This is a genomic window from Variovorax sp. GW822-FHT04E09 (genome assembly GCF_058800845.1).
This window is the reverse complement of sequence record NZ_JBXAMR010000001.1, coordinates 1,505,927-1,530,151: the sequence shown is the minus strand read 5'-3', so window position 1 is coordinate 1,530,151 and position 24,225 is coordinate 1,505,927. Positions and strand designations below refer to the sequence as shown.

The window sequence follows — 24,225 nt, the reverse complement described above, 5'->3', positions numbered from 1 at the left end:
GAGAAAGATGCAATGAAAGCACTGGTTCTGGAAAAGGCGCACGAGATCACGCTGCGCGATGTCGAGCTGCCGCTGCACGTCGGCCCGCGCGACGTGAAGATCCGCATGCACACCGTGGGCGTGTGCGGCAGCGATGTTCATTACTACCAGCATGGCGGCATCGGCCCGTACGTCGTCGATGCGCCGATGATCCTCGGCCACGAGGCCTCGGGCGTGGTGGCCGAGGTGGGCGCCGAAGTCACCCACCTGAAGCCCGGCGACCGCGTCTGCATGGAGCCCGGCATTCCCGACATGGACTCGCGCGCCGTGCGCGAAGGCTTCTACAACCTCGACCCTGCGGTGCGCTTCTGGGCCACGCCGCCGATCCACGGCTGCCTCACGCCCTACGTGGTGCACCCGGCGGCCTTCACTTTCCGCCTGCCCGACAACGTGAGCTTCGGCGAAGGCGCCATCGTCGAGCCGCTGGCCATCGGCCTGCAGGCCGCGAAGAAGGCGGCGCTGAAGCCGGGCGACGTGGCGGTGGTCATCGGCGCCGGCACCATCGGCGCGATGACGGCGCTGGCCGCGCTCGCGGGCGGCGCGGCGCGCGTGATCCTGGCCGACCTCGTGCCCGAGAAGCTGGCGCTGTTCGCCCACAACCCGGCGGTGACGACGGTCGACGTGCGCAGCACGAGCCTCGCCGACACCGTGCAGGCCCTCACCGACGGCTGGGGCGCGAACGTGGTCTTCGAAGCCAGCGGCAGCGCGCGCGCCTTCGACAACGTGTTCGACCTGCTGTGCCCCGGCGGCTGCCTCGTGCTGGTGGGCATACCCGCCGCGAAGGTGCCTTTCGACATCGTCGCGATCCAGGCGAAGGAGGCGCGCATCGAGTCGGTGTTCCGCTACGCCAACATCTTCTCGCGCGCGCTGGCGCTCATCGCGTCGGGGCAGGTCGACGTGAAGCCCTTCATCTCGCGCACCTTCGCGTTCGAGGACGGCATCGCCGCCTTCGAGGAGGCTGCGGCCGGGCGCGTCACGGATGTGAAGATCCAGATCGAATTTCCCGCCGCCGAAGCCGCCTGAACGGCCCGCAAGGGCGCGGGACAAGGGGAAACGCTGGGGAGTGCACCGGCAGGGCGCGGCTACAGTGGCTGCGTTTTGCCACTCGCAGCCCTGCGCGCCTCCCTGCCCATGCTCTTGCCGTTTCGCAATGTCGTTCTCACCGGTGCCTGCGGTGGCCTGGGGCAGGCGCTGGCGCGAGCGCTGATCAACAGCGGTGCGCGCGTGGCACTGGTGGGGCTCGACACCGAACGCCTCGCCGCGCTCGCTGCCCAAGGTGACGGGCGCTGCAAGGCCTACACGCCCGACGTGTCCGACGGCCCCGCCATGCAGGCGATGGCGGCCGACTGGATGCAGCGCTTCGGCCCGCCGGACCTCGTGATCGCCAACGCGGGCGTGGCCGGCGGCTACGACACCGCCGAGGCCGACGACCTGGCCGTGTTCCGCCGCATGCTCGAGATCAACCTGCTCGGCGCGGCCACCACCTTCCAGCCCTTCGTGCAGCCGATGCGCGACCAGGGCCGCGGCGCGCTCGTCGGCGTGGCCAGCATCGCGGGCTGGCACGGCATGCCGGGCAACGGCGCCTACTGCGCGAGCAAAGGCGGGCTGATCCGCTATCTCGAAAGCCTGCGCGCCGAGCTGCGTGGCACGGGGCTCACGGTGCACACGGTGAGCCCGGGCTACATCCGGACCGCGCTCACGGCCGGCAATCGCTTCGCGATGCCGGGGCTGCTCGAGGCCGACGCGGCGGCGCGTCAGCTGCTGGCGGGCCTGGCGGCCCGGCGAGAAAAGATCGTGCTGCCGCGGCGCATCGGCTGGCTGTCGAAAGCACTCGGCCTGTTGCCCGCACCGCTGCACGACCGCCTGCTGCGCGGCCAGCCGCGCAAGCCGCGCGTGGGCGAGGCGGGCGCCACCGCCATCCCCGGCCTGAACTCCCAGAAAGAACCTCCTCGCCGATGACGTCTTCTGACACTGCCGTTCCGACACACGAACAGATCGCCCTCATCGGCGCCGGCCCCTCGGGCCTGGCGGGCGCGCGCAATCTCCAGAAGCTCGGCGTTCCGTTCCAGGGCTTCGAGGCGCACAGCGACGTGGGTGGGCTGTGGGACATCGACAACCCGCGCTCCACGGTCTACCACTCGGCGCACCTGATCTCGAGCAAGCGCACGACGGAGTTCGCCGAGTTCCCGATGGCCGACACCGTGGCCGACTATCCGAGCCACCGCGAGTTGCGCCGCTACTTCAGCGACTTTGCCGACCGCTTCGGCCTGCGCGCGCACTTCCGCTTCGGCACGCGCGTGCTGCGCGTGGAGCCGGTGAGCGACGCGCCCGACACGCGCTGGCGCGTCAGCGTCGAGGCGCCTGACGGCACCGTGGAGACCGACGAGTACAAGGGCGTGGTGATCGCCAACGGCACGCTGTCGGAGCCCAAGCATCCGCAGTTCGAAGGCCACTTCGACGGCGAGCTGCTGCACACCAGCAGCTACAAGCACGCCGAGCTCTTCAAGGACAAGCGCGTGCTGATCGTCGGCGCCGGCAACTCGGGCTGCGACATCGCGGTCGATGCGGTGCACTACGCGCAAAGCGTCGACATCTCGGTGCGGCGCGGCTACTACTTCGTGCCCAAGTACGTGTTCGGCAAGCCGGCCGACACGCTGGGCGGCAAGCGCCCGCTGCCGCCGTGGCTCAAGCAGAAGGTCGACGCCACCGTGCTGCAGTGGTTCACCGGCGACCCGGTGCGCTTCGGTTTTCCGAAGCCCGACTACAAGATGTACGAGTCGCACCCGGTGGTGAACTCGCTGGTGCTGCACCACGTGGGCCACGGCGACATCGGCGTGCGCGCCGACATCGCGCGGCTCGCCGGGCGCACCGTGCATTTCAAGGACGGCAGCGCGCGCGACTACGACCTGATCCTCACGGCCACGGGCTACGCGCTGCACTACCCGTTCATCGACCGCGAGCTGCTCAACTGGCAGGGCATGGCGCCGCGCCTGTACCTGAACATCTTCTCGCCGCGCTTCGAGACGCTGGGCGTGCTCGGCATGATCGAGGCCAGCGGCATCGGCTGGCAGGGGCGCTACGAGCAGGCCGAGCTGCTGGCGCGCTACTTCCGCGCGCAGGCTGCGGGCTCGCCCAAGGCAACGGCGCTGCGCACGGCAGTGCAGGGGCCGCCGCCCGACCTGTCGGGCGGCTTCAAGTACCTGCAGCTGGAGCGCATGGCCTACTACGTCCACAAGGACACCTACCGCGCGGCCGTGCGCCAGGCCGCTGCCGCACTGGCCGACTGATCGTCTTTCTACAAGAGGTTCCGCGCATGCTGCCTGTCGACGAGATCCGCCTGCACTTCAACCCGGCCTCGCTGGTGCTGCTCAACGTGGTGCTGGGCTTTCTGATGTTCGGCATTGCGCTGGACACGCGCATCGACGACTTCAAGCGCGTGGCGCGCATGCCCGGTGCGATGGCGGTGGGCATCGGCGCGCAGTTCGTGGTGCTGCCGGCCGTGACCTTTGTGCTCACGCTGATCCTGCAGCCAGGGCCGAGCATCGCGCTGGGCATGATCCTCGTGGCCTGCTGCCCGCCGGGCAACATCTCGCAGATCCTCACGCACCGCGCGGGCGGCAACGTGGCGCTGTCGGTGTCGATGACGGCGATCTCGAACGCGCTGTCGATCGTGGTGATGCCGCTGAACTTCGCGTTCTGGGGCGGCCTGCATCCCACGGCCTCGGTGCTGCTCAAGACCATCGCGCTCGACCCCTTCGACATGCTGGGCCACATCGTGATGATCATCGGCATTCCCTTCGTGCTGGGCGTGGCCTGTGCGCACAAGCTGCCGGGGCTCACGGCGCGCATCAAGAAGCCGGCGCGCATCCTGAGCTTCCTGGCGCTGATCGCCTTCATCGTCGGCGCCATCGCGGGCAACTGGCGCTACTTCCTCGACTATGTGGGGCTGGTGCTGATGGCCGTGGTGATCCACGACGCGCTGGCCTTCGGCACGGGCTACCTGTGCGCGCGGCTCTCGGGGCTGGGCGACTACGACCGGCGCGCGGTGTCCATCGAGGTGGGCATCCGCAACGCGGGGCTCGGGCTGGTGCTGATCTTCAGCTTCTTCGGCGGGCTCGGCGGCATGGCCGTGGTGGCCGGCGTGTGGGGCTTCTGGGACATCATCGCGGGCCTGGCGCTGGCGAGCTGGTGGGGGCGCAAGCCTGCGACGCCATGAGCGAGGTCTGGAAGGCGTCCGCGCGGCGCGTGCTGGTGACGGGCGGCGATGGTTTTCTGGGGCGAAGCGTGCTCGCCGCATTGGCCGCGCAAGGTTCCTTCGAAAGGCTGGTGGCACTCGACGTGCGCGAGGTGCCCGCCGAGCGGCGGCTGCCCGGCGTGGTCTACCTGCAGCAGGACGTGCGCGACGACGGCATCGCCGACGTGCTCGCCGAACACGCGATCGACACGGTGGTGCACCTCGCATCCATCGTCACCCCCGGCAAGGACTCGAACCGCGCCTTCGAGCATTCGGTGGACGTGGGCGGCACGCGCAACGTGCTCGACGCCTGCGTGGCGCGCGGCGTGGGGCACATCGTGGTGTCGTCCAGCGGCGCGGCCTACGGCTACCACGCGGACAACCCGGCCTGGATCACCGAGTCGCAGCCGCTGCGCGGCAACCCGGTGTTCGCCTATGCCGACCACAAGCGGCAGGTGGAAGAAATGCTGGCCGACTGCCGCGTGCAACATCCCGCGCTGGCGCAGACGGTGCTGCGCATCGGCACCATCCTCGGCGAGCGCGTCGACAACCAGATCACGGCGCTGTTCGAGAAGAAGCGGCTGATCGCCATCCGCGGCAGCGACAGCCCCTTCGTGTTCGTGTGGGACGAGGACGTGACCGGCGCCATCGCCCATGCGCTCGGCGGCGCGCCGCCCGGCTGCTACAACCTCGCGGGCGACGGTGCGCTCACGATCCACGAGATTGCCGCGCGCCTGGGCAAGCGCGCCATCGCCTGGCCCGCCGGCGTGCTGCAGGCGGCGCTGGCCGCGGGCTCGGCATTGGGCGTGAGCCGCTACGGGCCCGAGCAGCTCGACTTCCTGCGCTACCGGCCGGTGCTGCTGAACACCGCGCTGAAGACCCAGTTCGGCTACGTGCCGCGCAAGACCAGCCGCGAGGCCTTCGAGGCCTTCATCGCGGCGCGTGCGCGGCAGGGGCGGCCGGTCACTTGCGTGTAGCGTCCGCCGGCGGCGGTGGCGCGATCAGGTAGTCGAGCATGCGCCGCGCATTGAGCGGCAGGTCTTGCGACGAGCGCACGCAGGCCATGAGCGTGCGTTCGGCCCACGGATCGGCCAGCGAGGCCCGCGCGATCTTCATCGAACGGGCGCAGCGCTCGGCCGCGGTCTGCGGCACGATGCCCACGCCGATGCCGTACTCGACCATGCGGCACACGGCCTCGAAGTTGCGCACGCGCACGCGGTAGGCCAAGTGCCTGGCGAGCGCGCGCACGTGCCCGGTGATCAGCTGCTGCAGCGCGCTGTCGGCGGGCAGGCCGACGAACTCGCTGTCGACCACCTCGGCCAGGTGCACGCGCCGCCGGCTCGCCAGCGCGTGGCCGCGCGGCATCACGAGCACGAGGTCGTCGCGGCGGAAGGGGTGGCATTCGAGGCCGTCGCTGTCGATGGCGTCGGAGACGATGCCGATGTCGCACAGGCCGCTGCGCAGGGCCTCCACGGTGTCGGGGCTGGCGCGCTCCTCGAGGTCGACCGAGATGCGCGGATGCTCGGCCAGGAAGCGGCTCAGCACCTCGGGCAGGTGCTCGGTGAGCGCCGAGGTGCCGCACATGAAGCGCACGTGGCCCTTCAGGCCCTGGCCGTACTCGCCGAGTTCGCCGCGCAGCCGCTCCATCTGCTGCAGCACGACGCGCGCATGGTGCAGCAGCGTGCGGCCGGCCTCGGTGGGGCGCACGCCCTGTGCGTGGCGGGTGAGCAGCGGGGTGCCGAGCGCGTCTTCCATGCCGCGCACGCGCTGGCTGGCCGAGGCCAGCGTCATGTGCGAGCGGCCGGCGCCGGCCGTGAGGCTGCCGGCTTCGACGACGTGGAGAAAGAGCCGCAGGTCGGTCAGATCGAATCGCATGATGGGCCGCAAGGTAGCACGCCAGCCTCAGCCTGTGCCTGAGGCTGGCTGCGCGAAAGCCGCATTTCCAGCCGGTGAGTCGGTCGGCAGACTCCGCGGCGATGACGATTTCCAACGATGCAATGGGCCTGTGGGCGGCGGCGGCCGCGGTGTTCCTGCTGGCCGGCCTGATCAAGGGCGTGATCGGCCTGGGGCTGCCGACCGTGGCGATGGCGCTGCTCGCGCTGTGGATGTCGCCCGCACAGGCGGCGGCGTTGCTGATCGTGCCCTCGCTGGTCACCAACCTCTGGCAGACCGGACCGCGCACCAGCTTCGGTGCCGTGTTCCGCCGCATCGGTCGCATGCAGGCCGGTGTCGTGGTGGGCACGCTCGCTGGGGCGTGGTGGCTGGGCGTACCGGCCGGGGCCTGGGCCTCGCTGGCGCTCGGCGTGGCACTGGTGATCTATGCGCTGTGGGGGCTGACGGGGCGGCAGCTGCACGTGAGCGACGCGCAGGCGCGCTGGCTCGGTCCCGTGGTGGGCGCTGCGACGGGACTGGTGACGTCCGTGACCGGCGTGTTCGCGGTGCCGGCCGTGCCGTACCTGCAGGCCCTGGGTTTCCAGCGCGATGCGCTGATCCAGGCCATGGGCATCTCGTTCACCACCTCGACCGTGGTGCTGGCCCTGGGGCTGGCGGCCAACGGAAGCTACCCGGCGGCGGTGCTGGGCGGGTCGCTGGCGATGCTGGTGCCGGCGGTCGGCGGCATGGTGCTGGGCACCTGGTTGCGGCAGCGGCTGCCGGTCGCCGTGTTCCGGCGCTGCTTCCTGATCGGGCTGGCGCTGTTGGGGGCGTACATGGCGCTGCGCGCCGTCATGTCCGCCTGATCCCGTGATCGGTCAGCTGGCGGCCAGCAGGGCCGCGCGCACGCGCTCGATGGTCTGGCGGTAGGGCAGGGCGAAGTCCTCGATGGCTGCGTCGGCCTCGAGCCAGTAGAACGAGAACACCAGGCCTTCTTCTTCGGGGCTGCCCGTGGCCATGTGCTCGAAGGTCTCGGGCAGGGCGCGGTGGTCGCGCATCAGGAAGATGTGCCAGCGCTGCGGGTGGCGGTGCGTGTTGCCTTCGACGCCGGCTTCGCATTCGCGCTCCAGCGTGCCCAGCGATTCGAGCCGGCCGGCGAACACCAGGCCCGACTCTTCGAGCAGCTCGCGCCGCACGGCCGCCTCGGGCGACTCGCCGGGCTCGATGGTGCCCTTGGGCAGCTGCATGTTGCCGTCTTCGGGGTGACGGAACACCAGCAGCCGGCCCTGCGCATCGACCAGGCAGGCGCAGGCCTTCGGGATCGTCGCGACGGGGGCGGCGCCGAGCGGGCTGCTGCCGTTCTTCATGGCGGTGGCCGCCTCAGGCGCCCGTGAGGGCGGCCTTGACCGCGGCGCTGACCTGGCCCATGTCGGCCTTGCCGGCCAGGCGGGTCTTGACCACGCCCATCACCTTGCCCATGTCGCCGGGGCCCGAGGCGCCCAGTTCGGCCACGATGGCCTTCACCGCGGCGGCCGTTTCATCGGCGCTCATGCGCTGGGGCAGGTAGACCTCGAGCACCTTGATCTCGGCGGCTTCCTTGTCGGCCAGGTCGGCGCGGCCACCCGTGGTGAACGCGGCGATCGAGTCCTTGCGCTGCTTGACCATCTTGTCGACGATGGCCACGACCATGGCGTCATCGAGCTCCACGCGCTCGTCGACTTCCTTTTGCTTCATGGCGGCGAGCAGCAGGCGGATGGTGGCCAGGCGCTCCGAATCCTTGGCGCGCATCGCCGTCTTCATGTCTTCGGTGATTTGTTCTTTGAGAGTCATTCTTCGCAACCTTTCGGAAAAAACAAAAGCCGCGGCAGGTTTCCCTGGCGCGGCTGGTGCAACGGGGCGCTGGCGGGGACTTTCGTCGGGGCCAGCCACCCTGGGCGTTGCTTAGTACAGCTTCTTGGGGAGCTGCATGCTGCGCACGCGCTTGTAGTGGCGCTTGACCGCAGCTGCCTTCTTGCGCTTGCGCTCGGCCGTCGGCTTCTCGTAGAACTCGCGGGCGCGCAGGTCGGTCAGCAGGCCGAGCTTTTCGATGGTGCGCTTGAAGCGGCGCAGGGCGACGTCGAAGGGCTCGTTTTCTTTAACGCGGATGGTGGTCATTGATGAATCGTTGAAATGGATTTGGCCGGGGGAGATCGAGGCCCCAAGCCGGGGTTCCTCAACTGAAAAATTTTGTGGCCGTTGAGGGAAGGCCAAAAGTTAGCCCGCGAGTATAGCACTCCCCCAGGCTGCGCGCACTTCGTGTCGCTTCTCCAACCCCCTCGCCGGGGGCGACACCTGAGGCCCGGCAAAGCCGGTTCCTCGGTGTCCTGGAAAAAACCTCAGGGGCGCCTTCAGAGTGCCTGTGCGCACGCATGTGCGCTCGCCCAGGCCCATTGGAAGTTGTATCCGCCCAACCAGCCGGTCACATCGACCACTTCCCCGATGAAATACAGGCCCGGCTGCTTCGATTCCATGGTCTGGGACGACAGATCGCGCGTGTCGACGCCGCCCGCCGTCACCTCGGCCTTCTTGTAGCCCTCGGTGCCGCTGGGGGTGATCTGCCAGCGGGCGATGCGCTCGGACAGCGCCGCCAGCGCCTTGTCGGTGGCCTCGTTGACCGGGCGCTGCAGGGCCGGGTCTTCGCCGACCCAGGCGTCGGCCAGGCGCGAGGGCACCAGCGCGGCCAGCTCGTTGGCGATGCGTTTCTTGGAGCGCCGCTTGGCGTCGGACAGCGACTCGGCCACGTCCGTGCCGGGCGCAAAGTCCAGCGTCAGCGGGGCGCCGGGCTTCCAGTAGCTCGAAATCTGCAGCACTGCCGGGCCCGACAGGCCGCGGTGGGTGAACAGCAGGTCTTCCAGGAAGGCCATCTTGTCCTTCTTGCCGCCGGTCTCGATGCGCACCGGCAGCGCCAGCCCGGCCAGGCCGGCGTAGGGCGCCCAGGCGTCGCCGCCGAAGGTCAGCGGCACCAGCGCCGGGCGCGGCGTGACCAGGCGCAGGCCGAACTGCTCGGCGAGCCGGTAGCCGAAGTCGCTGGCACCAATCTGGGGAATCGACAGGCCGCCGGTGGCCACCACGAGCTTGGGCGTGTCGATCGGGCCGCGCGTGCTACTGATTTGGTAGCGCCCGTCGACAAAGGCGATGTCGCCGAGCTTGCACGGCTGCCAGCGTTCGACGTTGCCGGCGGCGCACTCGGCCAGCAGCATGTCGACGATCTGCTGCGAGGAGCCGTCGCAGAACAGCTGGCCCTTGTGCTTCTCGTGGTACGCGATGCCGTGGCGCTGCACCATGTCGATGAACTGCTGCGGCGCGTAGCGCGAGAGCGCCGAGCGGCAGAAATTCGGGTTGTCGCCGACGAAATGGCGCTGCGGCGCGCGCACGTCGAGGTCGCGGTTGGTGAAGTTGGCGCGGCCGCCGCCCGAGATGCGGATCTTTTCGCCGACCTTCTCGCTGTGGTCGACCAGCAGCACGCGCAGGCCGCGCTGGCCCGCCAGTGCGGCGCACAAGAGACCGGCGGCGCCGGCACCGACGACAACGACGTCAAAGGAAGAAGGGGAAGAGCTCAAGCGGGTCCGTCCGCCGCCAGCACCGGCGGCGGGTTGTATTTGAGGTGGCCCACGTAGCGCAGCGGCTGCGTGGCGGCGATCGAGGGCACGTCGCCCTCGCGCATGTGGAGCAGGTCGGCGGGGCTCACCCAGCGCGGGTCGGCGTCGGTGATCGGCACGCCGGCCTGGCGGTAGGCCTCCAGCACGAACTGGGAGCAGAAGAACTGGTCGTTGCGGCTGGCGCCCAGCTGCACCGTGGCCAGGCCGCTGATGCAGTACGCGCTGACGGCCGAGGGAATCAGCGGCAGCTCGCACAGCCGGCGGTTCAGCACGAAGGGCGCGTTCAGCAGCACGCCGGCGGTGTTGTAGCGGGTGCCGACCTGCGAGTGCGCCCATTCGCGCATCTTCTCGACGTCGGCCTCGACGAGGCCCGGCACGCGAAAGGCAACGACCATCTGCTCTTCGTCGACCACCTCGGCCAGCGGCCGCGCGCGCACGCCGGTGCCCACGGCCTCGGCGATCTGGCCGTCGCCCAGGTACAGCACGGCATGGCTCACGGGCGAGAAAGTGCCCAGGCGGATGCCGAACGAATTCACCGTGGCGATCGAGGTCAGCAGGATGTCGCCGGGCGCCAGCACCTCGGCGCCGATCAGCTCGCCGCCGTTGCCGGGGGCGATCACCGAGCTCTGCACGCGCAGGCGCAGGCCCGAGGTTTCGGAAGGCATCTCGATGCGCGTGGCGCAGGCCGAGAGCAAGAGCGGCAGCGCCGCGGCGAGCGCCACGGCGCGAAGAAGGGAAGCCATGCTCATCCCTTCCAGACGAACGGGAACTTCAGCTGCTTGAAGAAGCCGTTGGGCACGTAGTCGCCCAGCACGCCGTACTTCTCGGGCCAGAGCTTGGTGCTCTTCACCGCGGTGCCGAAGATGTAGTCGAGGAAGGCGTAGTGCGCCGCGTAGTTCTTGTCGAGCGCCTCGATGTCCTGGCTGTGGTGCCAGTGGTGGAAGTTGGGCGTCACGATGAGGTAGCGCAGCGGCCCCAGGCGCACGCTCACGTTGCAGTGGTTGAACACCGCCTGGAAGCCGACCACCACGATGTAGGCGTCGATCACGTCCTTGCTGAAGCCCAGCACGTAGATGGGCGCGAGCACCAGCGTGCGCGTGATCAGCAGCTCCAGGATGTGCTGGCGCGAGCCCGCCATCCAGTCCATGCTCTTCACGCTGTGGTGCACGGCGTGCAGGCGCCACAGCACCGGCACCTCGTGGTACGCGCGGTGCGTCCAGTACTGCACGAGGTCGGCCACCAGGATGATCAGCAGGATGCCGGCCCAGAACGGCAGGTTGCTTACCCAGCCGCGGATGCCGTCGTTGGCGGCCCAGCCGAAGAGCTTGTGCACCATGAGGTTGGTGGCCAGCAGCACGAAGCCCACAATCATGTGGTTCACCACGAAGTGGTGAAAGTCGGTCTGCCACTCTTCGCGGAACACCGGCTGGTCCTTGCGCAGTGCAAAGAGCTTCTCGATGAAGATGAAGATCAGCGACGAGCCCAGCAGGTCGAGGATGAACCAATCGAGCCCGATGTACGGCGTGTGGTCCGCGAAGTCGTGCACCGGCACCTTGTGCCCGCCCAGCAGCGCCGACACCGCCACCAGCAGGAACGCGGCCGACGAGAGCCAGCGCGAGCGGTTGAAGATGATGTTGACCAGCGAGAGCCCGCCCGCAATGACCAGCGCCGTCAGCAGGATGACGCGCATCACGTCGACGTTGTAGCTCTTGCGCAGCTCGGGCGTCGTCAGGTACTGCGGGAAGTGGAAGGCCAGCACGCCCAGGAAGCACAGGGCAGCGAGGCTGAAGGCGATGGTGCCCGTGACCAGCCCGCGCCCGCGGCGCAGCTCGCCGTGGCTTTCGGTGAATTCGTTGAGTTTGTCGAGCATCCCTGCCTCTTCCTTCTTGTTCGTTGGGCCGGGCGGGATTTTAGGCGGCGCCCGGACGGCGGCGCTACACTGCGGCTCCTCATGGCCCGCCGCTCCCTTCGTCGCTGCACGACCGCGATTTTCGTGGTCCTGTCGCTGCTGTTCTCGCAGCTGGCGCTGGCAGGCTATGTCTGCCCCGGCGCGTCGGACAGCCCGGGCTCGATGGCCGACATGATGGCGTCGGGCGAGCCCTGCGAAGGCATGGACATGGCCCAGCCGGTGCTGTGCTTCCAGCACGCCGCCGACCTGTCGCTGTCCTTCGAGCCGGTGAAGCTGACCACGCCTTCGCTGCCGGCCATCGTGCAGCTCGTGGTGATGCCGCTGGTGCTGGTGTCGGAAGGCCATGTCCTTCCGCCGCAGGCCGTGCCGGAGCGGCAGCATCCACCGCCCGATCCCGTTTTTCTCGCCACGCGCCGACTGCGCGTCTGACATCTCCGTCGACTGACCGGTGCTGATGCGGCGCGTCCGCCCGCCAGCGATTCGCTCGTTCGTTTGCGGAGTTTTCATGTTCATTTCCTTTTCGCGCGCGGCCGCCTGGGCTGCCGCGCTGGTGCCGTACCTGGCGACGGCGGCCCCCCTGTCCCTGGAGGACGCGCTTCAGCGGGCGACGCAACGCTCCGAAGCCGCCCGCGCCGCCCGTGCCGGCGTCGCCAGCGCCACGGCGGCGGCCTCCGCGGCCCCGCAGCCTCCCGACCCCACGCTGCGCATCGGCGTCGACAACCTGCCCGCGACGGGCGCGGACCGTTTCCACACCACGCGCGACTCGATGACGATGAAGCGCATCGGCCTCAGCCAGGAATGGCTGTCCGCCGACAAGCGCGCCGCGCGGCAGGCCGCCGCCGAGGCGTCGGTCGGGGTGGAAGCGGTGCGGGTGCAGGCCGCCGTGGCCGACACCCGCCGGCAGGCCGCGCTCGCCTACGTGAACGCCTTCTACGCCGGCGAGAGCATCAAGCTCGCGCGGCGCATGGAACACCATGCGCACGAAGAACTGGAAGCCTCGCGCGCACGCCTGTCGTCGGCCGCAGGGAGCAGCCAGGACGTGCTGGCCCTGGCCGGCGCCAGAGGCATCGCGGAAGACGAGACGGCCGACCTCCTGCAGCAGCAGGAAGCCGCCAGCGTCGCCTTCCAGCGCTGGGTCGGCGTACCGCCCGACGAACTGCAGTCGCCGGGCGCCATCGCCGTGCCATCCGAAGCGGCCTACGTGGCCGCGCACCCCACGGTCGCAGCCATGCAGCGCGATGTCGACGTGGCCAGGCAGACGGCGGCCGTCACCGCGTCCAACCGCAAGCCGAACTGGACTTGGGAGCTTGCCTATGGCCAGCGCACCGGCTACGCCGACATGGTGTCGGTGGGCCTGAGCATTCCTCTGCCCGTGGCGCCCGGCGAGCGGCAGGACCGGGACACCGCCGCCAAGCTGGCGTTGGTCGAGAAAGCCGAGGCCGACCTGGCCGAAGCCACCCGGGCCGCGACCGCCGAATACCAGGCGCTGCGCAGCGATGCGCAACGCCTGCAGCAACGCATCGACCGCTACCGCACGGGCGTGGTCGTTCCGGCCGGCCAGAGAACCGCGGCCGCAACGGCGGCCTACCGCTCCAACCAGGGCAGCCTCGTCACGCTGTTCGAGGCGCGCCATGCCGAAGTGGAAGCGCAGCGCAAGCTGCTGACGCTGCAGCGCGACCTGGCCAGAACCCACGTCCAACTGGCCTTCCGGCCGCTCACCACCGAGGGGGCCCCATGAACCGCACACGCACGATCGGCGCAGCGCTGCTGGCCGCCCTGTTGCTCGCAGCAGGCGCCTTCTACCTGGGGCGCACGACAGCCCCGTCCACGGAGGCGTCGGCGACCACGCCGTCCACCTCGGACGGCCGCAAGGTCCTCTACTGGCACGACCCCATGGTGCCGGGCCCGCGCTTCGACAAGCCCGGCAAGTCGCCTTTCATGGACATGCAGCTGGTGCCCATGTACGCCGACAGCGCCACCGGCACGGGCAGCGAAGGCGGCGTGCAGGTGAGCCCCACGGTCCAGCAGAACCTCGGCATCCGGTATGCCGGCGTGCGGCGGGCGGAAACCTCCGCGTCCTTCGACGCGGTCGGCGCCGTGCAGTTCGACGAGCGGCTCAACGTCGTCGTTCAGACGCGCGTGGCGGGCTACGTCGAGCGCCTGTCGGTCCGTGCGCCGATGGAGCGCGTGCGCAAGGGGCAGGCGTTGGCGACGGTCTTCGCGCCTGAATGGCTGGGCCCGCAGAACGAGTTGCTGGCCCTCAAACGATCGGGCGTTTCCGCCGACCTCGTCGCCGCGGCGCGTGATCGCATGCGTGCCCTGTCCATCCCCGCCGAGCTCATCCGCCGCAGCGAGGAGACCGGCACGGCGCAGGCGCGCTACGTGCTCACCGCGCCGTCCGACGGCGTGGTGGCCGAGCTGGGCGTGCGCGAAGGCGTCGCCGTCACGCCTGGCATGACGCTGTTCCGCATCGCGGGCCTGGAGAAGGTCTGGGCGGTGGCCGAGATTCCGGAAGCGCAGGCCGTGCGGCTCGCGCGCGGCCAGAAGGTCAGGGCAGTCCTCCAGGCCGATGCCGCCCAGTCGTTCGACGGCACGCTCGACGAGATCCTGCCCGAGGTCAACGCCGCCACCCGTACCCTGAAGGCCCGCTTCGAGGTCAACAACAGCAACGGGAAGCTCACGCCCGGGATGCTGCTGCGCCTGCAGGTGACGGGGCCCGCCAGCACCCGGCTGGTCGTGCCGTCCGAAGCCGTCATCCGCACCGGCAAGCGCGCGGTCGTCATCGTGCGCAAGGCCGACGGCGCGTTCGAGCCGCGCGACGTGTCGACTGGCGCGGACCTGGGCGACGACACCGAAGTCATCTCCGGCCTGAATGAAGGCGAGCAGGTGGTGGCCAGCGGCCAGTTTCTCATCGACTCGGAGGCCCGGCTGCGCTCGGTGCTGGGCAGCATGGCGTCGCCTGCGGTCACGGCCGCAGCGCCGGCCGCCGTGCTGCACCAGGCCGAAGGCAAGGTCGAAAGCGTGGCGCCCGACGGCCTCACGATCTCGCACGGCCCTGTCGCCACGCTCAAATGGCCGTCGATGACGATGGGCTTTGCGAAGGCATCGCCCGAGGCGTTCCCGGACATTCAGCCCGGCGACCTAGTCCGCTTCGAGTTCAAGGAAGGCGGTCCCACGGGCTACGAGCTGGTCTCCGTCCAGCGCATGCCACAGGGCGCCAAGCGATGATCGCCGCAGTCATCCGCTGGTCGATCGGCAACCGCTTCCTGGTGCTGATCGCGACCTTGTTCCTGGTGGCCGCGGGGTGGTGGTCGGTGGTGCGCACGCCGCTCGATGCGCTGCCCGACCTGTCGGACACGCAGGTCATCATCCGCACGCCTTTCCCCGGCAAGGCGCCCCAGGTGGTCGAAGACCTCGTCACCTACCCGCTGACCACCACCATGCTCAGCGTGCCCGGCGCCAAGACGGTGCGCGGCTACTCGTTCTTCGGCGACTCGTTCGTCTACGTGCTGTTCGGCGACAAGACCGACCCGTACTGGGCGCGCTCGCGCGTCGTCGAGTACCTGAGCCAGGTGCAGGGCAGGCTCCCCGCCGGCGCGAACGCCTCGCTGGGCCCCGATGCCACGGGCGTGGGCTGGGTCTACGAGTACGCGCTGGTCGACCGCACGGGCACGCGCGACATCGGGCAACTGCGTGCGCTGAACGACTGGTTCCTCAAGTTCGAACTCAAAACCGTGCCCGACGTGGCCGAGGTCGCCAGCATCGGCGGCATGGTGCGCCAGTACCAGGTGGTGCTCGACCCCGACCGCATGCGCGCGCTGGGCATCACGCAGCAGGCGGTCGTGGCGGCGCTGCAGAAGGCCAACCAGGCCTCGGGCGGCTCGGTCGTCGAACTCGCCGAGGCCGAGTACATGGTGCGTTCGCGTGGCTACCTGCGTTCGCTGGACGACTTCCGCACCATCCCGCTGGCCGTGACGGGCGCCACGCCGGTGCTGCTGCGCGATGTGGCCACCGTGCTGATCGGCCCCGAGATGCGCCGCGGCATCGCCGAACTCGACGGCGAGGGCGAAGTGGCGGGCGGCGTGATCGTCATGCGCTCGGGCAAGAACGCGCGCTCGACCATCGAGGCCGTCAAGGCCAAGCTGGAAACGCTCAAGCCCGGCCTGCCGCCGGGCGTCGAGATCGTGCCGACCTACGACCGCTCGCTGCTGATCGATCGCGCCGTCGACAACCTGCGCGACAAGCTGATCGAGGAGTTCATCGTCGTCGCGCTGGTCTGCGCGGTCTTCCTGTTCCACCTGCGCTCGGCGCTGGTGGCGGTGGTGGCCTTGCCGATCGGCGTGCTCGCGGCCTTCATCGTGATGCACTGGCAGGGCGTCAACGCCAACATCATGTCGCTGGGCGGCATCGCGATCGCCATCGGTGCGATGGTGGACGGCGCCATCGTGATGGTCGAGAACGTGCACAAGCACATCGAGGCCTTCGAGACGGCGCAGGGCAGGCAGCCGACGGTGGTGGAGCGATGGCGATTGGTGGCCGACGCGTCGGTGGAAGTCGGGCCGGCGCTGTTCTTCTCGCTGCTGGTGATCACGCTGTCCTTCGTGCCCGTGTTCTCGCTCGAGGCGCAGGAGGGGCGGCTGTTCTCGCCGCTGGCCTTCACCAAGACCTATGCGATGGCCGCCGCGGCGGGCCTGTCGGTGACGCTGATCCCCGTGCTCATGGGCTACCTGGTGCGCGGGCGCATTCCGCACGAAGGCGCCAACCCCGTGAACCGCTTCCTGATGGCCGTGTACCGGCCTGCGCTGGAGCTGGTGCTGCGCTTTCCCAAGGGGACGCTGGCCGTCGCCGCGGTGCTGCTGGCGCTGACCGTGGTGCCGCTGCTGCGCCTGGGCGGCGAGTTCATGCCGCCGCTGGACGAGGGCGACCTGCTCTACATGCCTTCGGCGCTGCCCGGGCTGTCGGTGTCGAAGGCCGCCGAGCTGCTGCAGCAGACCGACCGCCTCATCAAGACCGTGCCCGAGGTCGCGCGCGTGTTCGGCAAGGCCGGCCGCGCGGACACCGCGACCGACCCCGCGCCGCTCGAGATGTTCGAGACCACCGTCCAGTTCAAGCCGAAGCGCGAGTGGCGCGCCGGCATGACGCCCGACCGGCTGATCGAGGAACTGGACCGCGCGGTCAAGGTGCCGGGCCTGACCAACGTGTGGGTGCCGCCCATCCGCAACCGCATCGACATGCTGGCCACGGGCATCAAGAGCCCGGTCGGCATCAAGGTGGCGGGGGCGGACCTGGCCACCATCGACGCGCTCACCACGCAGATCGAGGCGGCGGTGAAGGGCGTGCCCGGCGTGTCGTCGGCGCTGGCGGAGCGGCTCACCGGCGGGCGCTACATCGACGTCGATGTCGACCGGCTCGCTGCCGCGCGCTACGGCCTCTCGGTGGCGGACGTGCAGGCCGTGGTGTCCACGGCCATCGGCGGCGAGAACGTGGGCGAAGTGATCCAGGGCCGCGAGCGTTATCCGATCAACGTGCGTTACCCGCGCGAGATCCGCGATTCGCTGGAGCGGCTGCGGCAGCTGCCCTTCGTGACCGACAGGGGCGCGCAGCTGCTGCTGGGCGACGTCGCGCGCATCGCCATCGAAGACGGCCCGCCGATGCTGCGCAGCGAGAACGCGCGGCTGTCGGGCTGGGTCTACGTCGACGTGCGCGGGCGCGACCTGCGCTCCGCCGTCCACGACATGCAGGCGGCCGTCGACCGGGCCGTGAAGATGCCCGCGGGCTACGCGGTGTCATGGTCCGGCCAGTTCGAGTACCTGGCGCGCGCGACCGAGCGGTTGAAGCTGGTCGTGCCGGCCACGCTGGCGGTGATCTTCGTGCTGCTGTACCTGCTGTTCCGCTCGTTCGCCGATGCGGCGCTCGTGATGGCGGCCGTGCCGTTCTCGCTCGTCGGCGGCTTCTGGCTCATCTGGGCGCTGGGCCATTCGGTCTCGGTGGCGACAGCGGTCGGCTTCATCGCGCTGGCCGGCGTGGCGGCCGAGTTCGGCGTGGTGATGCTGGTCTATCTGAAGAACGCGCTGGCACGGCGCCTCGACGCCGGGGAGCCGATGAACGACGAGACGCTCCTGGCCGCGATCCGCGAAGGCGCCGTGCTGCGCGTGCGGCCCAAGGCCATGACCGTGGCCGTCGTGATGGCCGGCCTGCTGCCCATCCTGTGGGGCAGCGGCACTGGCTCGGAGGTCATGACCCGCATTGCCGCGCCCATGGTGGGCGGCATGGTCACTGCACCGCTGCTGAGCATGCTGGTCGTGCCCGCGGCCTGGTATCTGCTGCGCCGCCGCGCCCCTTTGTCGTCTGCTGTTTCCAACCCCTCATCTCATCAAGGAGTCACTTCATGAACATCCTCCATCCCCTTGCCTTCGCACTGATCGCCGGCCTGGCCGGTGCCGCCCAGGCCCAGGCGCCGAAGAGCGAGCCACCGCCCGCGAAGGCGTCCGCGCCGGGCATGCTGACCGATGCGGTGGTCCAGAAGATCGACCCGGCCCGCGGCCTGATCGTGTTGAAGCACGGCGACATCCCCAACCTGGCGATGCCGCCGATGACGATGGGTTTCGATGTGGCCGAGAAGCAGATGCTTGAACAGGTCAAGCCCGGCGACAAGGTCCGGTTTCATGTCGAGGTGGTGAAGGGCAAGCCGACCGTCACGCACCTCGAAGCTGCGCGCTGAGAGGCGCCTGGCTAGGTCCCGAACCGGCCGGCGTCGCCCGGCTGCAGCGCGGCTGCAGCCAGCCCCTGCAGCACGTCGCCCACCACGATCACCGCCGGGCTGGCCAGCCCGGCCTCGGCGATGCGGGCCTGCAGGCCCTGCAGCGTGGTCACGAGGTGGCGCTGGTGCGGCAGGCTCGCGTGCTGCACCACGGCCACGGGCGTGTCGCCCGGCAGGCCGTGCAGCAGCTCGCGCTCGATGTGGCCGGCGCCCGAGACGCCCATGTAGATCACGAGCGTCAGGCGCGCGTTGTGCGCCGTGGCGGCCAGCGCGCGCCAGTCGGTCGGGTCTTCGGCCGCGCCCGCGCCGGTCTTGGCGTGGCCGGTGACGAAGACCACGCCCTGCGCGTGGTCGCGGTGGGTGAGCGGCACGCCCAGCGAGGTCACGGCGGCCAGGCCGGCGGTGATGCCGTTGACCACCGCGCATTCGATGCCGGCGTCGCGCAGGTGTTCCACCTCTTCGCCGCCGCGCCCGAAGATGAACGGGTCGCCGCCCTTGAGGCGCACCACGGTTTCGCCTTCGCGCACGGCCGTGATCATGAGCCGTTCGATGAAGGCCTGCGGCGTGCTCTTGCAGCCGCCGCGCTTGCCCACGTGCACGATGCGCGCACCGGGCCGGGCGTAGGCCTGGAGCACGGCGTCGTTCACGAGGTCGTCGACCAGCAGCACCGTGGCGGCCTGGATCGCCTTGACGGCCTTGACAGTCAGTAGCTCGGGGTCGCCGGGGCCGGCGCCCACCAGCGTGCAGCGGCCGGTGATGAGGGTGGAAGGGGTGTTCATGCGTGGGAGGCCAGTTCGGTGATGTGCCTGACTTGCGTCGCGATGGCTTCGGGCACGGGAAGCTCGCCGGCCAACACGCGGCGCGTGTAGTCGGCCGTGGTGGCGACGTCGATTTCTTTCGGCAGCCCGGGCACGTCGGCGGCGGTGCCGGCGGCCTGGGCCTGGAGTTCGCTGCGCACGCCGCGCACGAAGCCGTCGATCTGCGCGGTGCGGCGCGGGTCGGAGACCACCTCGCCTTCGAGACCGCGAGAGAGCAGGGCGGTCATGCCCGTGAGCTCGAAGGTCTCGCCCATGGTGCGGGCGTATTCGGGGTGCGTGTAGCTGGCCACCACCACGCAGGGGCCGGTGGTCGGGCGCATGAGCTTGACCACGCTGTGGCCGGGGTTGCGCAGGCCCACCACGCGGCGCACGTCGAGCAGGCGCTTGAGCGCAGGGTTCAGCAGCTCGGTCGGGGCAAAGCCCACCTGGCCGGCGGCCAGAGGGGTGAGCGTGGTCATCGGGGGCATGTCCAAGGCTGAAAGCACGTTCGATGCCAGTACGCGCGAGGTTTCGCTCGCGCTGCCGTGCACCAGCACCGACAGGCCCTCGCGCGCCAGCAGCAGCGCCAGGAGCGGCGTGAGCACCGGCAGCTTGCGCGCGCCGTTGTAGCTGGGCAGCACGATCAGCGGGCCGCCGCGGGTCGTCACGGGGTTCAGCCGCGCATGCGTGGCGTCGAGAAAACCGGCCATCTCCTCGGGCGTCTCGCCCTTGATGCGCATGGCCAGGCAGAAGCCGCCGATTTCCAGGTCGGTGACCGTGCCGTCCAGCACCTGGCCGAACAGGTCGCAGGCCTGCTCGCGCGTGAGCGGACGGGCGCCCCGCGCGCCGCGGCCGATTTCCTTGATGTAGTGGCTGATTCCCATGGGTAAGCGGATTGTCCCGCAACGCTTATGCCGGAATGTGAGTCGGCTTATGCCCCCACGGCCAGTGCTTCGGCCGGGGTGGCCCGTACCATGCGCTTGAGTTCCGGCACGCACGACCCGCAGTTGGTGCCGCATTTCAGCGCCCCTTGCAGCGCCGCCAGCCGCTCGTCGGCGCTGCCGGTGCAGCGCACCAGCTCGGCCTCGATGGCGCGGTCGGTCACGTTGAAGCAGGCGCACACCGGCTTGCCGCGCGACTGCACCGCCACCGGCGCGCGGGCGCCCGGCGACAGCAGCAGGCGGCCGTAGCTCTGGGCCGGCAGCTCCTCGCGCAGCAGGGTGGCGATCCAGGCTTCGGCGCTGGTGTCGCCGCCCAGCAAAAAGGCTTCGAGCCCGGCGCTGCCGTCGGCGCGGCGCACCAGCCGCGCGGCGCGGCGCTGGCCGCGGCGGTGGTCGGCGTAGCGCAGGGTGTCGGCGGTCTGCAGGCCCAGCAGGGCTTCGATTTTCTCGACCAGCGCGGCATCGGGCGCGTCGTGCGCGGCGGCGCGAAAGAGCACGCCGCTGCGTTCTTCTTCGCCCTGCGCGTTGCTCGCGAACGGCACGCAGGTGGCGAAGGGGAACAGCGCCATCAGCGGCTGCAGTGCGCGCTGCGCCGTGAGCGCGTCGCCAGCGGGCAGCCAGGCCATGGCCAGCAGCGACCACGGCAGCTCGGCCTTGAGGATCTTCACGGGCGTGTGCTTGAGCTCGGGCTGCTTCGAGGTGGGGCAGTAGGCCGGCGTGGTGAGCGCGTTGATGCCCGCGAGCCGCACGCCGGTCGACGAGCAGCCGCTCAGGTACTCCTCGCCCCAGTGCATGGCGACGAAGGCCTGGCTCATACCGATCTCGGCGCTGGCGCGCGCCGGCAGCAGGATCGAGCCGCGCTTCGATGTGAGGTGCACCAGGTCGCCCTCGGCGATCTGGCGGCGTGCCATGTCCTGCGCGTTCATCTGCACCACGGGCTCGGCCACGTGGCCGAACAGCTTGCCGACCGTGCCGGTGCGGCTCATGCCGTGCCACTGGTCGCGCAGCCGGCCGGTGTTCAGCGAGAAGGGAAAGCGCGCCTCGCGCGCCTCGGCAACGGGCTTGTAGGGCGTGTCGACAAAGCGCGCGCGGCCGTCGGGCGTGGGGAACACGCCGTCTTCGTACAGGCGCACGCGGCCGGTGCGCTCGCCTTCCTTCAGCGGCCATTGCTGCGGGCCGGCTTGCTCGAGCATCGCGTAGCTCAGGCCGGTGATGTCGAGGTCGCGCCCGCGCGTGGATTCGCGGTGCTCGTTCCAGACCGATTCGGCGCTCTCGTACGGGAACAGCGTGAACGTGCGGCCCAGTTGCGCTTCGAGCCGGCGCGCGAAGGCCACGCCGATCGACCAGTCGTTGCGCGCCTGCCCCGGGGCCGGCACGGCCGGGCGCACGCGCGAGATGCGGCGCTCGCTGTTGGTCACGGTGCCTTCCTTCTCGCCCCAGGTGGTGGCGGGCAGCAGCAGGTCGGCGAAGGCACAGGTGGCGGTGGTGGCGAAGGCCTCCTGCACCACGACGAACTCGGCGCGTTCGAGCGCGCGGCGCACCGTGGCCTGGTCGGGCATCGACTGGGCGGGGTTGGTGCAGGCGATCCACAGCGCGCGGATCTCGCCGTCGGCCGCGGCCTGGAACATCTCCACGGCCGTCTTGCCGGGCTTCTCGGGCACCGAGGGCACGCCCCACAGCGCGGCCACTTCGGCGCGGTGCTCGGGGTTGGCCAGGTCGCGGTGCGCGCTCAGCAGGTTGGCCAGCCCGCCCACCTCGCGCCCGCCCATCGCATTGGGCTGGCCCGTGAGCGAGAACGGGCCCGCGCCGGGCTTGCCGATCTGGCCCGTGGCCAGGTGCAGATTGATGAGCGCCGCGTTCTTCGCCGTGCCGCTGGACGACTGGTTCAGGCCCTGGCAATACAGGCTCAGCGTGGCGGGCGAGGTGGCGAACAGCCGCGCCGCCGCGAGCAGGTCGTCCTTCGGAATGCCGCACACCTGCGCCACGGTGTCGGGCGTGCAGTCGCGCACCGTGGCCTTGAGCGCGTCGAAGCCGTTCGTGCGGGCCGCGATGTAGGCGGTGTCGGTCCAGCCTTCCCACAGCATCAGGTGCAGCATGCCGTGGAACAGCATCACGTCGGTGCCGGGCTGGATCGGCAGGAACAGGTCGGCGATCTCGACCGTGTCGGTGCGGCGCGGGTCGGCCACGACGATCTTCAGCGCCGGGTTCGCGGCCTTCGCGTCCTCGATGCGGCGAAAAAGAATGGGGTGCGCCCACGCCGTGTTGCTGCCCACGATGAACAGGCACTCGGCATGCTTCAGGTCGTCGTAGCAGGCCGGCGGCGCATCGGCGCCCAGCGTCTGCTTGTAGCCGGCCACCGCGCTGCTCATGCACAGGCGCGAGTTGGTGTCGATGTTGTTGGTGCCGACCAGGCCCTTGGCCAGCTTGTTGAAGACGTAGTAGTCCTCGGTGAGCAGCTGGCCCGACACGTAGAAGCCGACCGCGTCGGGGCCGTGGTCGCGCACCACCTGCGCGAACTTGCCGGCGGCGAGCTCGAGCGCGTGGTCCCACGTCACGGGCGCGGGCGCCTCCTTGCGCGCGAGGCGCTGCAGGGGCTGCAGCAGCCGCGTCTGGCGCGTGACGGTCGCGCTGGCCGTGAGGTGCAAGGTCGAGCCCTTGGTGCACAGGCGCCCGAAGTTGGCCGGGTGGTCGGGGTCGCCGCGCACGCCGGTGATCTGGTCGCCCTGCGATTCGATGATGACGCCGCAGCCGACGCCGCAGTACGGGCAGGTGGAGCGCGTCTCCTGGGTCATGCGGGCCTCAACCTTCTTCCGGGGACAGGACCGTCACGGCGGCCAGGCGCTGCGGCCCGGCGACGGGGCGCTCGAGGTCGAGCGCGTGCGTGGCCAGCTCGCCGGCGTCCAGGTGCACCACGCCGTCTTCCAGCTTCACCGCGAACTTCGGTGTGCAGCCTTCGTCGGGCGAGCGGGCGCAGCCGTCGTCCAGGCCGATGGCCCAGTTGTGCAGCGGGCAGGCCACGCTGGTGCCGAACACGATGCCCTGGCTCAGCGGACCGCCCTTGTGCGGGCAGCGGTCGAGCAGGGCGAAGACCTGGTCCTCGGCATTGCGGAACACGGCCACGTCCAGGCCGGCGGGCCGCATCACGCGGCGGGCGCCGAGCACGGGGATGTCGTCGAGGCGGCAGATGGCTTTCCAATCGCTCATGGTGGGGCTCTCTTGTCTTGTGTTCGGGCGCGGGTCAGGTCTTGATCTCGGCGTACAGGCCGGTCACGCGGTCCATGATCGCGAGCAGGTTCTCGCTGCTCACGAACACGTCGGACATCAGCGCGGGCGAGGCGCCCGCACCGTCCAGGCGCTGCAGGCCGCGGTTGAAGAACATCCATTGCGCGTCGGCCAGCACCAGCTCCTGGCGGATCTGCGCGGTGGCTTCGGGCGCGTTGCGCAACAGCTCGAGCGCGGCGAGGAATTCGGTGCGCGCCTTGGCGATCTCGGCGGTGCTGCCGGCCGGGTCGATCTGCATCGCCGCGGCCAGGTAGCACTTGGCCATGCGCTGCGACAGCATGCGCTGGCGCCCCGCGATGTTGACCAGCCGCCCGACCGGCTTGCCCGAGGCGGCCTCGTACTGCGCCGTGCCCTGGTGGGCCAGCGCGAGCACGGCAGCGTCGAGCGCCACCACCCGCGCGGCGGCTTCACGGCCGGGCGCCGCGTCGGCCAGTTCGGTGCGGAACGCGCGCCAGGCGCCGTCCAGCCCGTCGTAGGTGGCGCGCAGCGTCGGCGTCGGTGCAAAGGCCTTGAGCTCGCCGAGCTGGCGCTCGAACAGCGCCACGGAACGGTCAAGCACCTGCTGCGCGCTGCGCGGCTCCACCTTCTGCACCAGCGCCAGGTAGGCCTTGCTCGCGCGCTGCGACAGCATGCGCTGGCGGCCGGCCTTGTTGATGGCGTCGTTGAGGTCGGCCACCTGTGCACGGGCGCCCACCGGGGCGAGTGCGGCGAGGGCGGAAGAGGCGATGAAGAGTCGTCGTTTCAAGCGGTCGC

General features: G+C 70.2%; 23 protein-coding genes. 11 read left to right on the top strand and 12 right to left on the bottom strand.

The genetic code is table 11. The annotated features are described in order from the left end of the window. The first annotated feature begins 12 nt into the window (after positions 1 to 12). The 5 genes from AC1RL8_RS07030 to AC1RL8_RS07010 all read left to right on the top strand — a co-directional run bounded on the left by AC1RL8_RS07030 (position 13) and on the right by AC1RL8_RS07010 (position 5,250). Complete coding sequence (locus tag AC1RL8_RS07030) at positions 13 to 1,062, top strand: NAD(P)-dependent alcohol dehydrogenase (protein ID WP_492684322.1); 1,050 nt, start codon at positions 13 to 15, stop codon at positions 1,060 to 1,062. A gap of 108 nt (positions 1,063 to 1,170) precedes the next feature. Then, complete coding sequence (locus tag AC1RL8_RS07025; RefSeq protein WP_492684321.1) at positions 1,171 to 1,998, top strand: SDR family oxidoreductase; 828 nt, start codon at positions 1,171 to 1,173, stop codon at positions 1,996 to 1,998. Continuing rightward, positions 1,995 to 3,326 (top strand): flavin-containing monooxygenase, encoded by a 1,332-nt coding sequence (locus tag AC1RL8_RS07020; protein WP_492684320.1) that lies wholly within the window; start codon positions 1,995 to 1,997, stop codon positions 3,324 to 3,326. Before AC1RL8_RS07025 ends, AC1RL8_RS07020 begins: the two co-directional genes overlap by 4 nt. Before the next feature lie 26 nt (positions 3,327 to 3,352). Further along, positions 3,353 to 4,255, top strand: a complete 903-nt coding sequence (locus AC1RL8_RS07015; RefSeq protein ID WP_492684319.1) for a bile acid:sodium symporter family protein — start codon at positions 3,353 to 3,355, stop codon at positions 4,253 to 4,255. Then, positions 4,252 to 5,250 carry an SDR family oxidoreductase gene (locus tag AC1RL8_RS07010; protein WP_492684318.1) on the top strand — a complete coding sequence of 333 codons (999 nt, stop codon included), beginning with the start codon at positions 4,252 to 4,254 and terminating at the stop codon, positions 5,248 to 5,250. Before AC1RL8_RS07015 ends, AC1RL8_RS07010 begins: the two co-directional genes overlap by 4 nt. On the opposite strand, the gene AC1RL8_RS07005 is transcribed toward AC1RL8_RS07010, so the two are convergent. Beyond that, entirely contained in the window at positions 5,237 to 6,148 is a 912-nt protein-coding gene (locus AC1RL8_RS07005; RefSeq protein ID WP_492684317.1) for a LysR family transcriptional regulator, read from the bottom strand. The two genes, AC1RL8_RS07010 and AC1RL8_RS07005, sit on opposite strands and share 14 nt — an antisense overlap. A gap of 101 nt (positions 6,149 to 6,249) precedes the next feature. Between AC1RL8_RS07005 and AC1RL8_RS07000 the strand changes: the two genes are divergently transcribed. Beyond that, positions 6,250 to 7,011, top strand: coding sequence for a sulfite exporter TauE/SafE family protein (locus AC1RL8_RS07000; protein WP_492684316.1), 762 nt, complete (start codon positions 6,250 to 6,252; stop codon positions 7,009 to 7,011). 12 nt (positions 7,012 to 7,023) lie between these two features. On the opposite strand, the gene AC1RL8_RS06995 is transcribed toward AC1RL8_RS07000, so the two are convergent. The 6 genes from AC1RL8_RS06995 to AC1RL8_RS06970 form a co-directional block, all read right to left on the bottom strand. Then, on the bottom strand, positions 7,024 to 7,512 hold the full coding sequence (locus AC1RL8_RS06995) for an NUDIX domain-containing protein (RefSeq protein ID WP_492684315.1): 489 nt from the start codon (positions 7,510 to 7,512) through the stop codon (positions 7,024 to 7,026). Positions 7,513 to 7,525: 13 nt separating this feature from the next. Further along, a complete protein-coding gene (locus AC1RL8_RS06990; protein WP_062476513.1) occupies positions 7,526 to 7,975 on the bottom strand; it encodes a GatB/YqeY domain-containing protein in 450 nt (149 codons plus the stop codon). Positions 7,976 to 8,086: 111 nt separating this feature from the next. Continuing rightward, on the bottom strand, positions 8,087 to 8,299 hold the full coding sequence (rpsU, locus tag AC1RL8_RS06985; protein ID WP_007833691.1) for a 30S ribosomal protein S21: 213 nt from the start codon (positions 8,297 to 8,299) through the stop codon (positions 8,087 to 8,089). 233 nt (positions 8,300 to 8,532) lie between these two features. Further along, positions 8,533 to 9,744: a BaiN/RdsA family NAD(P)/FAD-dependent oxidoreductase gene (locus AC1RL8_RS06980; RefSeq protein ID WP_492684314.1), complete on the bottom strand. Its 1,212-nt coding sequence runs from the start codon at positions 9,742 to 9,744 to the stop codon at positions 8,533 to 8,535. Continuing rightward, on the bottom strand, positions 9,741 to 10,526 hold the full coding sequence (locus tag AC1RL8_RS06975; protein WP_159276073.1) for a YaeF family permuted papain-like enzyme: 786 nt from the start codon (positions 10,524 to 10,526) through the stop codon (positions 9,741 to 9,743). Before AC1RL8_RS06975 ends, AC1RL8_RS06980 begins: the two co-directional genes overlap by 4 nt. Before the next feature lie 2 nt (positions 10,527 to 10,528). Then, positions 10,529 to 11,653, bottom strand: coding sequence for a sterol desaturase family protein (locus tag AC1RL8_RS06970; protein WP_492684313.1), 1,125 nt, complete (start codon positions 11,651 to 11,653; stop codon positions 10,529 to 10,531). Between the two features lie 81 nt (positions 11,654 to 11,734). On the opposite strand from AC1RL8_RS06970, the gene AC1RL8_RS06965 reads away from it, so the two are divergent. The 5 genes from AC1RL8_RS06965 to AC1RL8_RS06945 all read left to right on the top strand — a co-directional run bounded on the left by AC1RL8_RS06965 (position 11,735) and on the right by AC1RL8_RS06945 (position 18,413). Beyond that, a complete protein-coding gene (locus AC1RL8_RS06965) occupies positions 11,735 to 12,121 on the top strand; it encodes a hypothetical protein (protein ID WP_369646411.1) in 387 nt (128 codons plus the stop codon). 76 nt (positions 12,122 to 12,197) lie between these two features. Beyond that, positions 12,198 to 13,430 (top strand): TolC family protein, encoded by a 1,233-nt coding sequence (locus AC1RL8_RS06960; RefSeq protein ID WP_492684311.1) that lies wholly within the window; start codon positions 12,198 to 12,200, stop codon positions 13,428 to 13,430. Continuing rightward, positions 13,427 to 14,920, top strand: a complete 1,494-nt coding sequence (locus AC1RL8_RS06955; RefSeq protein WP_492684310.1) for an efflux RND transporter periplasmic adaptor subunit — start codon at positions 13,427 to 13,429, stop codon at positions 14,918 to 14,920. Before AC1RL8_RS06960 ends, AC1RL8_RS06955 begins: the two co-directional genes overlap by 4 nt. Then, positions 14,917 to 18,084 (top strand): efflux RND transporter permease subunit, encoded by a 3,168-nt coding sequence (locus tag AC1RL8_RS06950; protein WP_492684309.1) that lies wholly within the window; start codon positions 14,917 to 14,919, stop codon positions 18,082 to 18,084. The genes AC1RL8_RS06955 and AC1RL8_RS06950 overlap by 4 nt, the downstream gene beginning before the upstream one ends. Beyond that, positions 18,081 to 18,413 (top strand): copper-binding protein, encoded by a 333-nt coding sequence (locus AC1RL8_RS06945; RefSeq protein WP_390342689.1) that lies wholly within the window; start codon positions 18,081 to 18,083, stop codon positions 18,411 to 18,413. Before AC1RL8_RS06950 ends, AC1RL8_RS06945 begins: the two co-directional genes overlap by 4 nt. A gap of 11 nt (positions 18,414 to 18,424) precedes the next feature. Here AC1RL8_RS06945 and cobA read toward each other — a convergent pair whose 3' ends face one another. The 5 genes from cobA to AC1RL8_RS06920 are packed head-to-tail and all read right to left on the bottom strand — an operon-like array spanning position 18,425 to position 24,217. Further along, positions 18,425 to 19,231, bottom strand: a complete 807-nt coding sequence (cobA, locus tag AC1RL8_RS06940; protein WP_307588929.1) for a uroporphyrinogen-III C-methyltransferase — start codon at positions 19,229 to 19,231, stop codon at positions 18,425 to 18,427. Further along, positions 19,228 to 20,133: a DNA-binding protein YbiB gene (ybiB, locus tag AC1RL8_RS06935; RefSeq protein ID WP_492684308.1), complete on the bottom strand. Its 906-nt coding sequence runs from the start codon at positions 20,131 to 20,133 to the stop codon at positions 19,228 to 19,230. The genes cobA and ybiB overlap by 4 nt, the downstream gene beginning before the upstream one ends. Positions 20,134 to 20,180: 47 nt before the next feature. Further along, on the bottom strand, positions 20,181 to 22,982 hold the full coding sequence (locus AC1RL8_RS06930; RefSeq protein WP_492684307.1) for a nitrate reductase: 2,802 nt from the start codon (positions 22,980 to 22,982) through the stop codon (positions 20,181 to 20,183). A 7-nt stretch (positions 22,983 to 22,989) separates the two neighbouring features. Then, positions 22,990 to 23,394, bottom strand: a complete 405-nt coding sequence (nirD, locus tag AC1RL8_RS06925) for a nitrite reductase small subunit NirD (RefSeq protein ID WP_062475470.1) — start codon at positions 23,392 to 23,394, stop codon at positions 22,990 to 22,992. Between the two features lie 34 nt (positions 23,395 to 23,428). Continuing rightward, on the bottom strand, positions 23,429 to 24,217 hold the full coding sequence (locus tag AC1RL8_RS06920; protein WP_070063129.1) for a type IV pili methyl-accepting chemotaxis transducer N-terminal domain-containing protein: 789 nt from the start codon (positions 24,215 to 24,217) through the stop codon (positions 23,429 to 23,431). Between the last annotated feature and the right edge of the window lie 8 nt (positions 24,218 to 24,225).